Raw genomic sequence first — 10728 nt, 5'->3', positions numbered from 1 at the left:
TCAGAACACCTCCACGCCCGCGTCGTGCCAGGGATTCGGACCCTTGTGCCGGCCGGGCACCTCGCCGCACAGCCGCGGGGTCGGGAACACCTTGCCCGGATTGGCCAGGCCCCGCGGGTCGAACGCGCATCGCAGCAGCTGCATGGTGTCGAGGTCGGCTTCGGTGTACATCCGCGGAAGGTACTTCGCCTTGTCCACGCCCACGCCGTGCTCGCCGGTGATCGACCCGCCGTGCTCCACGCAGATGTCGAGGATCGCCCCCGACACCGTCTCGGCCCGCTCGGCCTGCCCCTCCACCGCCTCGTCGAAGAGCACGAGCGGGTGCAGGTTGCCGTCGCCGGCGTGGAAGACGTTCGCGACCCGCACGCCGTGCTCCCGCGCGAGCTCGCCGATGCGCGTGAGCACCTGCGGCAGCGCGGTGCGGGGGATGACCCCGTCCTGCACGATGTAGTCGGGGGAGATGCGCCCGACCGCGGCGAACGCGGACTTGCGACCCTTCCAGAACAGCGCCCGCTCGGCGTCGTCGGCGGCGATGCGGATCTCGAAGGCGCCGTGCGCGCGACAGAACCCCTCGACGGCGGCGAACTGGGCCTCGACCTCGGCCGCGGGCCCGTCGAGCTCGACGATGAGCACCGCGCCCGCCCCGCCCGGGTAGCCGCAGTGCACCGCGGCCTCGGCCGCCTCGATCGCGAGCGCGTCCATCATCTCCACGGCCGCGGGTACCACCCCGGCCGCGATGATCGCCGAGGTCGCCGCGCCGGCGTCGTCGGGGCCGGCGAACGCCGCCAGCAGGGTGCGCACGGTCTCCGGCAGGCGCACCAGCCGTACCGTCACCTCGGTCGCGATCCCGAGCGTCCCCTCGGAGCCGACGAACGCCCCGAGCAGGTCGTAGCCGGGCGCGTCGGGGGCCCGCCCGCCCAGCCGCACCAGGTCACCGTCGGGCGTCACGATCTGCACGCCGGTCACGTGGTTGGCCGTGAAGCCGTACTTCAGGCAGTGCGCCCCGCCGGAGTTCTCCGCCACGTTGCCGCCGATCGAGCAGATCTGCTGGCTGGACGGGTCGGGGGCGTAGTAATACCCGTGCGGGCCGGCCGCCTTGGAGACCTGCAGGTTGATCACGCCGGGCTCGAGCACGGCCCGCTCGTCCTGCGGCGCGACCTCGCGGATGGCGCGCAGCTGGGAGGTGACGATCAGGGCGCCGTCGGCATGGGGGAGCGCGCCGCCGGACAGGCCGGTGCCGGAGCCGCGGGCCACGAACGGCGTTCGGTGTTCGACGCAGGCCCGGACCACGGCGGCGCACTCCTCGGCGGTGCGGGGCAGCAGCACGATGCCGGGCACGACCCGGTAGTGCGCCAGGCCGTCGCACTCGTACGTTCGCAGCCGGGCCCGATCCGTGATGATCTGGTCCGGGTTGAGGACGCTGCTGACGGCGGCGGCGAGCGCTGCGACGCTCATGGCATCCGTTCGTACGCCGGAATCGTCAGGAAGTCCACAAATTCGTCGGCCACGGCCACCTCCATGAACAAATCACGTGCGGCGGACAGGTCGCCGCCCAGCTCGGCCAGTTCCTCGGTGGCCACGCGCTCGACCAGTTCGCGGGTCACCTTCTCCCCGGTGTCGTCGAGCTCGACGCCGTTGTGCAGCCACTGCCACACCTGCGAGCGCGAGATCTCGGCGGTCGCGGCGTCCTCCATGAGGTTGTTGATCGCGACCGCGCCGCTGCCGCGCAGCCACGCGTCGAGGTACTGCACGCCGACGCTCACCGCCCCGCGCAGCCCGGCCTCGGTGCGGCGCCCGGGCGTGGCCGCGACGTTGAGCAGATCGGCCGCGGCGACGTCGACGTCCTCGCGGAGCCGCTCCAGCTGGTTCGGGCGGTCGCGCAGGACGCCGTCGAAGATTTCCCGGCAGACCGGGACGAGATCGGGGTGCGCGACCCAAGAGCCGTCGAAGCCGTCGCCGGCCTCGCGGGTCTTGTCCGCGGAAACTTTCTCGAACGCGGCCTGGTTGACGGCCGCGTCGCGACGGCTCGGGATGAAGGCCGCCATGCCGCCGATCGCGTGGGCGCCGCGTTTGTGACAGGTGCGCACGAGCAGCTCCGTGTACGCGCGCATGAAGGGCACCGTCATCGTCACCGAGTTGCGGTCGGGCAGCAGGAAGTCGCGGCCGCGGGTGCGGAACTTCTTGATGACGCTGAACATGTAGTCCCAGCGGCCGGCGTTGAGCCCGGCCGAGTGCTCGCGCAGCTCGTAGAGGATCTCCTCCATCTCGAACGCGGCCGGGAAGGTCTCGATGAGCACGGTGGCGCGGATCGTGCCAATCGGGCGGCCGAAGCGCTCCTCGGCGAAGGCGAAGACCTCGTTCCAGAGCCGGGCCTCGAGGTGCGACTCCATCTTGGGCAGGTAGAAGTACGGCCGGGTGGCGAGGTGGTTGTGGAAGAAGTACAGGCCGAAGTCGGTAAGCGAGCCCGAGGTCCGCTGCCCGTCGACCAGGATGTGCTTCTCGGGCAGGTGCCAGCCGCGCGGTCGCACCACGATGGTCGGCCGGGGGCCGTCCGTCAGCCGGTACGCCTTGCCCTCCGGCGACGTGTACGCCAGCGTGCCGGCCACCGCGTCACGCAGGTTGAGCTGGCCCTGGACGACGTTCTCCCACAGAGGCGTGTTGGCGTCCTCGTGGTCGGCCAGCCACACCCGCGCCCCGGAGTTGAGCGCGTTGATGCTCATTTTCGCGTCGGTCGGCCCGGTGATCTCGACCCGGCGGTCCTCCAGGCCCGGTGCCGGTTCGGCCACGCGCCAGTCGCCCTCGCGCACGTCGCTCGTCTCGGGCAGGAAACCCAGCGTGCCGCCGTCCTGCAGCACGGCCTCGCGCTCCTTGCGCAGGGCCAGCAGTTCCAGCCGGCGCGCGTCGAAGCGGCGGTGCAAATCTGCCAGGAAACTCAGAGCCTCTTCGGTAAGGATCTCAGCGAAGCTTTCGCCGAGCGGTCCGGTAATCTCGACGCCCGTAGCGTTGCCCATACGACCGACCTTAGGCCATACCACGGCCTACCCCGGTGCGTGCCGCGAGGCGTGTGGTATGGGAAGCTCTGCCGAACGAAACTCAGGTCCGTCTGTGTGCGGGGCCGTCCACCAGGGGAGTCGACGAATCGTGAGCGATCGGGGCAGGAACCGCCGCCCAGCAAGGTCGACCAAGGCCACCCCGCCGAAAGCGGTCGAGCCGGAGGAGTCGACCGTCGAGGATCCGGATTCGGACTCGACGATCGCCGATGAGTCGGCTTCGACTTCGGTCGATGCCGTTGACGCTTCGGCCTCGGACGATGTTGACGCTTCGGCCTCGGACGATTCGGCTGATTCGGACGATTCGGTTGCGTCGGATGACTCGGAATCTTCGGATTCGTCCGACAAATCGGACTCGGCGGATGAATCCGACTCGGAGGCCGACGAAGATGAGGAGAAGCCGGCCAAGAAGAAGGGCCCGGCGCCTCTGACGAGGGCCGAGAAGCGCGCCGCCGCCCGTGTGGCCGCGGCCCGGGCCGCCCGCCGCCGCCGCGTCGGCCAGGCCATCGCCGGCACCGTGATCGTCCTGCTGGCCATCGGCGGCGCGTTCGCCGGCGTGTGGTACTTCGGCGACCGCGCCGAGCAGCAGAAGACCGAGTGCAAGAAGCCGGACCAGAGTTCGTACCCGCCGTTGCTCGGCGGCTTCGACAAGCGCCTCGCCGACGAGCCCAAGACCGAGCCGGGCACCGAACAGAGCGTCGGCGTGCGCGAGGTCAAGACCCTGATCCAGGGCAAGTGCAAGACCGTCAAGGCCGGCGACACCGTCGTGGTCAACTACGTCGGCCTGACGTACAAGGACGGCAAGGTCTTCGACTCGTCCTGGCAGCACAAGCAGACCTTCCCGGTGCAGGTCGGCATGCTGGAGCAGGGCCAGCAGGCGCAGGTCATCGAGGGCTGGGACCGGGGTCTGGTGGGCCTGAAGGTCGGCAGCCGGGTCATCCTCGACATCCCGGTCAAGGAGGCCTACAACAACGCCGAGGGCTACCCGCAGGGCGACCTGCGCTTCTACGTCGACATCCTGGACATCCAGGCCGCGGACAGCACGGGCGGCTTGCAGGTCCCGGGCAACTAGCTCCTTCGGCACCACAGCAGGGCGGCCTCGTGCCGCCCTGCTGTGTTTTCGCCCAGCGAGGTATAAATCCGAAATGTCACGGCGCGGCAGCGCCCGACATTTCGTGCCAGGCTTTCCCCCATGAGCGAAGTTCTTCTCACCGGCGCCACGTCCGGGCTCGGCCGCTGGCTCGCCCCCAGACTCGGACGGGCCGGTCTCACCGTCCTGTTGCACGGGCGCGATCCCGACAAGGTCGAGCGCGGCGTGGCCGAGGTCGAGGCGGCCGGCGGCAAGGCGGAAGGGTTCGTCGCCGACCTCGCGTCGCTCGCCGCGGTCGATCGGCTCGCGCGCCAGGTCGAGGACCGGGCGCTCACGCACCTCGTCAACAACGCCGGGGTCGGGTTCGGGGAGCGGGGCGGCGCGCGCGAGGTCTCCGCCGACGGGTACGAGCTGCGCTGGGCCGTCAACCTGCTCGCCCCGGTGCGCCTCACCCGCGCGCTGCTGCCCACGCTGCGGCGTAACGCGCCCGCGCGGGTCGTCAACGTCGGGTCGCTCGGGCAGGAGCCGATCGACTTCGGGGATCTGCAGCAGGAGCGGCGGTACGACGGGGTGCGCGCGTACCGGCGCAGCAAGCTCGCGCTCGCCGCGTGGACGTTCGACCTCGCCGCGGAGCTCGACGGCACCGGGATCACCGCCAACTGCCTGCACCCGGCCACGTTCATGGACACCGAGATGGTGCGGGAGTACGGCCAGACGCCCTTCTCCACCGTCGACGAGGGCGGCGCGGCGACGCTGCGGCTCATTCTGGACGAGACGCGCTCCGGGCTCTTCTTCGACGGCGAGCGCGTCGCCGAGCCGCACCCGGACGCCAAGGACCCGGCCGTGCGCGCCCGGCTCCGTGCGGTGCTCGAAGGCTCAGGGCCGCGTGGCGACCTTGCGTAGCCGCTCGACGACGCCGGGGTGGGGCCACTCGCGCAGGCGGTAGCGCTCCGGCTCCAGGTCCGGCTCCGGCTCCAGGTCGACCTCGCGGGCCACGGCGTCCCACGCCACGAAGAACGTGTCGGCGCCGCCGGACGGGAACGCCACGTAGTCGGCCCGCGGCAGCAGCGTGTCGACGCCCTCGGCCCAGCTCGCCACCGTGAAGACGGCCCCGTCCGGGCGCTGCGCGCTGGTGCACGCGGCCACGAAGGCGTCGGACTCGAGGTGGGCGGCCTGAGCGGCATACTCCGACGCCGCAATGATCACTTCGGTGCGGTGCGTGATGGTGTACATCGGGTGCTCCGCCGGCACCAGGAAGGGCACGACGGCGCCGGTCCCGTCGACCGTCAGCGCCACCGGGGAGATCGGGCGGGCCGCGTCCCGGTACTCCTGCTCGACGAGCTCGAACACCTTGCCCAGGCTCTCCGGGGTGTCCTCGGCGCCCCGCCCGACCAGCAGCATCCCGGTCGTGTCGGCGACGAACGCGAGCGGGCGCCCGCCGAGCCGGGCCTGCTGGGCGGCCAGCCAGCCGTCGACGAACAGGTGCGAGGCCCAGTACGCGTCGCCGTCCTCGACCATCCGGATCAGCGTGCGCGGGCCGGGCGCGTCGGAGACCTCGTCGCTGACCTTCGCGATCGCCGCCATGTTGCGCCGGGCCCGGTCGAAGACGGTGTTCTCGGTGACGCCCCACTCGTGGGCCTGTTTCTCGGTCACGTACATCACCGAGGTCGGCTGGTCGACGACCACGAACTCGGCCAGGTAGGCCCACGCCGGCCGGCGCAGGGGCCGCGGCGCGGAGGCGGGCATCCCGGTGCCGAACGTGACCGTGCGCAGCAGGGGCCGCAGCAGCGGGGCGACCTCCTCCCAGCTGGTCGGGGCGCCCGGGTTGAAGACCACGGCGCTGAGGAACGACGCGATGCGCTCGCGGCGCTCGGCCCGGTCGGCGCGCTCGCACTCGCGGAAGATGTTGCCCAGGTAAGCGATCGCCGGCTGGGCCTGGGTCGAGTCCCGGCGGACCTCGATCGCGAACTGGTCGGGCAGGTACCGCGCCGACGCCACCCCGGCATCGCGCATCGCGGTCACCACGCGGCGGGCGAAGCGCTCCTGCGGCGTGCCGCGGAGCCGGTCGAGCATCCCCATGTGGCCGTAGGGTACCCGATCGGCGCCCGGTGTTTGGACCCGGCGGATCGGGCAAAGCGTTACGTATGATGCGCGCCCAGCCCCGGGGCGCCCGCGGTACCCACGGGCACCCGTACTCCGCCCTGAACCTCCGCCTCCTCCTGGCCGCGTTCGGCTTCTTCAGCAGCGCGGTGCTGGGCGCCCTGGCCCTGGCGGCCGGCTTCACCTTCCTGGCCGTGCTGCTGTTGGTCCTGGCCGCCACCGCCCTGGTCGACTCGGTCGTGGTCGAGCTGCGCCGCCGCGCCCGCCGTCGCGAGGGCGGCGGCCGCGGCTCCCTCTTCGAGTGAGACGGTCAGACGCGCCGTGTTGGTGCCCGGCAGCCGGGCCGGCAGCGGCGCCATCAGGCCGGCCGCCGTCACGGTCGCGACCGTGGCCGAGCCCGTCGCCAGCCGGATGCCGACCGCGATCAGCCAGCCCAGCAGCAGCGCCGAGATGCCGCCGGCCGCGGCCGCCTTGCCGATCGCGTCGCCGATGCCGATGGCCACCAGGACCTGCTTGAAGCCGCCGCCCGCGCCGATGATGAACACGATGCCGGCGATGGGCAGCAGGCTGCCCGACACCATGTCGCCGACCTGGGCCGGGGAGAAGCCGCGCAGGTAGCCGAAGGTGAACAGGGCCAGCAGGACGGCCAGGAGCAGGGCGACGAACGGGTCGCCGATCGCGTCGAAGACCTTGCGGAACGGGTTGCTCTTGTCGTCGGTGGCGATGTCGGCGATGGCGCGGCCGAGCATCAGCGCGACCGGCAGCAGCACGGTGACGAGGGTGAGCACGAACCCGGGGCGGCTGGTGGCCGACGCCGGCGCCTCGGCGTCGCCTTCCGCGGGAGATCCGTCGGCCGCGGCCTCAACGGCGGTGCGGCCGGAGGAGCGGTCGAGGCCGTCGGAGGAGCGGTCGAGGTCCGCGGTGCCGTCGGAGGAGCGGCCGAGGCCGTCGGAGGAGTCGGCGAGAGCGGACCGGGCCGAGGTGCGGGCGAACTCGGCGACCAGCCGCGCCGGCGGCTCGGGCGAGACGAAGCGGCTCCTTCGGCTGGGCCCGGCGGTCAGCTCACACGTCGGGGTAAGCGCGCAGGATCGCGTCCACGATCTCGTTGGGCGGCGGCTCGACCGACACCTCGGTCACGCCCTCGTCCGGCTCCGGCGGCTCCAGGTCGGCGAACTGGCTGTCGAGCATTTCCGCGCGCATGAAATGGCCGTGCCGGGCCGCGAGCCGTCGCGCGATCAGCTCGCGGGAACCCTGGAGGAACACCAAACGCACCTGCGGGCGGCCCTGGCGGAGCCGGTCGCGGTACGCGCGCTTGAGCCCGGAGCACGTGACGACGCCCGGCTCACCGGCCGCGGCGCGCTCGTCGATCCAGCGCCCGATCGCGGCCAGCCAGGGCTCGCGGTCGGCGTCGGTGAGCGGGGTGCCCGCCGCCATCTTCTCGACGTTGGCGGCCGGGTGGAAGTCGTCGGCCTCGGCGTAGAGCCAGTGCAGGCGACCCGCCAGCATCGCGCCCACCGTGGTCTTCCCGGTGCCGGCCACTCCCATGACGATCAACACCGGCGGCGCGTCTGACATGGGCACACCGTACCCGCGCGGCCACCGCGCCACACTTCGTGCGGATCAGTCCGGCAGCGCGGTCAGGTCGGCGGCGTCGGTGACGTGCCGGACCTTCGTCACGGCGGCCATCGGCAACGGCGCGTACAGGTGCGGAAAGGTCCCGTGCTCGTTGGTCTCCCACTTGAGCGCGTCGCCGAGGGCCTCCGGGTCGACCGAGAGCACGACGAGCGCGGGCACGCCGGCGAAGAACCGCGTGGCGGTGCGGTGCACCTGGGCGGCGGTGGACAGGTGGACGAACCCGTCGCCGAGGTCGAGCGGGGAGCCCGCGAAGGCTTCGGCGCCCTCGCAGCCGGCCCACTCCGCCGGGAGCAGGATCTTGTAGATCACCGGTCGCCCCGCACCCGGCCGTACACCAGCACGTCGCGCCACGCGCCGTCGCGGAACTCGGCTGCGCGCAGGATGCCCTCGCTGAGGAACCCGACCTTCTCCAGGGCCTTCTGCTCGGGGATGTTCTCGGGCTGGATGCGCGCCTCGATCCGCTGCGTCGGCGTGCTCGCGAACAGGTAGTCGCACAGCAGCGTCTGCGCCCGCCAGCCGACCCCGCGGCCGCGCCACTCGGGCAGCAGCACGATGCCGATGCCCCAGTACTGCGCCATCCCGGAGCCGATCGCGAACCACTGCACGAACCCGGCCGCGGTCTCGTCCGCCTCGACCATGAGCCGGCCGTCCTCGGCGCCGAGGTAGCCGTCGACCGCGAACCGCCGGGCGGGCCCGTTGGGCTCGTTGTACCCGCTCCAGGCGGGCCCGGCGAGGCCCGGCTCGGTCGCGAACCGGCGGAACATGGCCAGGTCCCCCTCGACCACCGGCCGCAGCCGCACCCAGGTCTTGTTCACACGCCCCCACCCTCACTCGACCGGCAAGATCGTCCGCCATCTTCGCCGAAGTTCGCGGGTGACGCTACCGCGAGAACGCGCCACTTGGTGGGCCCGGGCTACTTGGTCAGCGCGGGCGCGACCTCCTTGCGGATCAGCTCGAAGGACCGGGCGCGGGCCTCGATGTCGTAGACCATGCAGGTCAGCATGAACTCGTCGGCCTGCGTGGCCGCGAGCAGATCGCCGAGCTGGCGGCGGACCGTCGCGGGCGAGCCGAGCGCCTGGCCCTCGCGCCGGGAGAGCACGAACTCGCGTTCCCGGTCGCTGTACGCGTACGCCGCCGCCTCCTCCGGCGTCGCCATCGCCTCCGGCCGGCCGGAGCGCAGCCGCAGGAACGACAGCGCGCTGGGGCCGGAGAGGAACTCGGCCTCCTCGTCGGTCTCGGCCGCGATCGCGCTCACCGCGACCATCGCGTAGGGCTCGTCGAGCCACTTCGACGGGCGGAAGTGCTGGCGGTACAGGCCCAGGGCGGGCAGCGTGTTCTGCGCGCTGAAGTGGTGCGCGAACGCGAACGGCAGCCCGAGCACGCCCGCGAGCTGCGCGCTGAAGCCGCTCGAGCCGAGCAGCCAGACGTCGGGCTTCGAGCCCTTGCCGGGCGAGGCGAGGATGCGGGCCTCGCCCTCGAAGTAGGCGATGAGATCCTGCAGCTCCTCGGGGAAGTTCTCCGCCGAGAGCCCCTCCATGGTGCGGCGCAGGGCGAGGGCCGTGTACTGGTCGGTGCCCGGCGCCCGCCCGATGCCCAGGTCGACGCGGCCGGGGTGCAGCGCCTCCAGGGTGCCGAACTGCTCGGCCACCACCAGCGGCGCGTGGTTGGGCAGCATCACGCCGCCCGACCCGACCCGGATCGTGGACGTCGCCGCGGCAAGGTGGGCCAGCAGCACGGCGGGCGAGGAGCTGGCGATGGCGGGCATGTTGTGGTGCTCGGCGACCCAGAACCGCCGGTAGCCGAGCGCCTCGACGCGCCGGGCCAGCTCGGTCGTGTTCCGCAGCGCCTCCCCGGTCGAGCCGTTGACGGCGACGGGTGCGACATCGAGCACAGAAAGCGGAATTTCACTCACAGATCAAGGTCAACACGGCGACGGCCGGGCTTATTCCCCCCTAGAATGTCGCTCATCGTCAATATGGGAGTACGGAGCGCAAGAATGCGGCGCGGGTGGACTCTGCTGCTGGCCGGCCTGGCGCTGCTCGCCATCGCGTGCGACGGCGCGGCCGGGGCCGATCCGGGGGCGTCGGGCCGCCCCTCCGGCGGCATCGCGTCGATGGCCGCGCTCGGGGACTCCATCTCCAACGCGTTCGCCTCGTGCCTGGCGCCGAGCCCGTGCCCGCGCAACTCCTGGGCCACCGGCGACGGCACCAAGGTGAACAGCCACTACAAGCGCCTGCTCAAGGACAACCCGGGCCTGAAGGGCGGCAACCACAACTACGCCGCGGCCGCCGCGCGGGCCGACGCGCTGGCCGGGCAGGCCGCCGCGGCGGTGAAGGTCTCCCCGCGGTACGTCACGATCCTCGCCGGCGCCGACGACGCCTGCCGGGGCCGGCTCGCCGACATGACGCCGGTCGAGGAGTTCCGGCAGGACGTCGACCGGGCCCTCGCGGTGCTGCGCGACGGGGCGCCGGACGCCCGCGTGCTGGTGGCCAGCATCCCGGACATCAACCGGCTGTGGGAGATCGGGCACACCAGCAAGGTCGCGGTGCAGGCGTGGAACTTCGGCCTCTGCCCGGCGCTGCTGGCCGAGCCCACGTCGACGGCCCCGGACGTGACCGCCCGGCGCCGCGCCTTCGCCGATCGCATCGACGCCTACAACGAGCAGCTGGCCGCCGCCTGCCGCGCGTACGGGCCGCGGTGCCGCGGCGACGGCGGGGCCGTGCACCGCGTGCGCTTCACCCTCGACATGGTCACCGCGCAGGACTTCTTCCACCCCAACGCCGCGGGCCAGACCGCCCTGGCCGCCGCCGCGTGGATGGGCGCGCCAACCTGGTGAAAGGCAGTACTCTGCTC

11 protein-coding genes and 1 pseudogene are annotated in these 10728 nt (G+C 72.3%); 4 read left to right on the top strand and 8 right to left on the bottom strand.

Translation table 11 applies throughout. The features are described from left to right. On the bottom strand, positions 1-1455 hold the full coding sequence (locus tag AB0B76_RS36515) for an FAD-linked oxidase C-terminal domain-containing protein (protein ID WP_360384199.1): 1455 nt from the start codon (positions 1453-1455) through the stop codon (positions 1-3). After that, positions 1452-3011: a malate synthase A gene (gene aceB / locus AB0B76_RS36510; RefSeq protein WP_360384197.1), complete on the bottom strand. Its 1560-nt coding sequence runs from the start codon at positions 3009-3011 to the stop codon at positions 1452-1454. Before aceB ends, AB0B76_RS36515 begins: the two co-directional genes overlap by 4 nt. Positions 3012-3510: 499 nt before the next feature. Here aceB and AB0B76_RS36505 point away from each other — a divergent pair, with 499 nt between their 5' ends. Both AB0B76_RS36505 and AB0B76_RS36500 read left to right on the top strand, forming a co-directional pair. After that, complete coding sequence (locus AB0B76_RS36505) at positions 3511-4122, top strand: FKBP-type peptidyl-prolyl cis-trans isomerase (RefSeq protein WP_360384195.1); 612 nt, start codon at positions 3511-3513, stop codon at positions 4120-4122. 120 nt (positions 4123-4242) lie between these two features. Then, positions 4243-5043 (top strand): SDR family NAD(P)-dependent oxidoreductase, encoded by an 801-nt coding sequence (locus tag AB0B76_RS36500; RefSeq protein WP_360384193.1) that lies wholly within the window; start codon positions 4243-4245, stop codon positions 5041-5043. Here AB0B76_RS36500 and AB0B76_RS36495 read toward each other — a convergent pair. Next, positions 5017-6219 carry a hypothetical protein gene (locus AB0B76_RS36495; protein WP_360384191.1) on the bottom strand — a complete coding sequence of 401 codons (1203 nt, stop codon included), beginning with the start codon at positions 6217-6219 and terminating at the stop codon, positions 5017-5019. The two genes, AB0B76_RS36500 and AB0B76_RS36495, sit on opposite strands and share 27 nt — an antisense overlap. Before the next feature lie 65 nt (positions 6220-6284). Between AB0B76_RS36495 and AB0B76_RS36490 the strand changes: the two genes are divergently transcribed. Further along, positions 6285-6545, top strand: coding sequence for a hypothetical protein (locus AB0B76_RS36490; RefSeq protein WP_360384360.1), 261 nt, complete (start codon positions 6285-6287; stop codon positions 6543-6545). A 33-nt stretch (positions 6546-6578) separates the two neighbouring features. Here the strand turns inward: AB0B76_RS36490 and AB0B76_RS36485 are convergent. The 5 genes and pseudogenes from AB0B76_RS36485 to AB0B76_RS36465 all read right to left on the bottom strand — a co-directional run. Further along, positions 6579-7010: pseudogene (locus tag AB0B76_RS36485) on the bottom strand (gluconate transporter); the annotation flags it as partial. A 292-nt stretch (positions 7011-7302) separates the two neighbouring features. Next, on the bottom strand, positions 7303-7815 hold the full coding sequence (locus tag AB0B76_RS36480; RefSeq protein ID WP_360384189.1) for a gluconokinase: 513 nt from the start codon (positions 7813-7815) through the stop codon (positions 7303-7305). A gap of 45 nt (positions 7816-7860) precedes the next feature. Then, a complete protein-coding gene (locus tag AB0B76_RS36475) occupies positions 7861-8184 on the bottom strand; it encodes a DUF952 domain-containing protein (RefSeq protein WP_360384187.1) in 324 nt (107 codons plus the stop codon). After that, positions 8181-8690, bottom strand: coding sequence for a GNAT family N-acetyltransferase (locus AB0B76_RS36470; RefSeq protein WP_360384185.1), 510 nt, complete (start codon positions 8688-8690; stop codon positions 8181-8183). Before AB0B76_RS36470 ends, AB0B76_RS36475 begins: the two co-directional genes overlap by 4 nt. A gap of 98 nt (positions 8691-8788) precedes the next feature. After that, complete coding sequence (locus AB0B76_RS36465) at positions 8789-9766, bottom strand: LLM class flavin-dependent oxidoreductase (protein ID WP_360384183.1); 978 nt, start codon at positions 9764-9766, stop codon at positions 8789-8791. A gap of 105 nt (positions 9767-9871) precedes the next feature. Between AB0B76_RS36465 and AB0B76_RS36460 the strand changes: the two genes are divergently transcribed. Beyond that, positions 9872-10711 (top strand): GDSL-type esterase/lipase family protein, encoded by an 840-nt coding sequence (locus AB0B76_RS36460; protein ID WP_360384181.1) that lies wholly within the window; start codon positions 9872-9874, stop codon positions 10709-10711. Positions 10712-10728 lie beyond the last annotated feature (17 nt).

It is taken from the genome of Dactylosporangium sp. NPDC049140, assembly GCF_040648435.1.
Note: the sequence above shows the minus strand (reverse complement) of the source record. Positions and strands in the feature narration are given on the sequence as shown.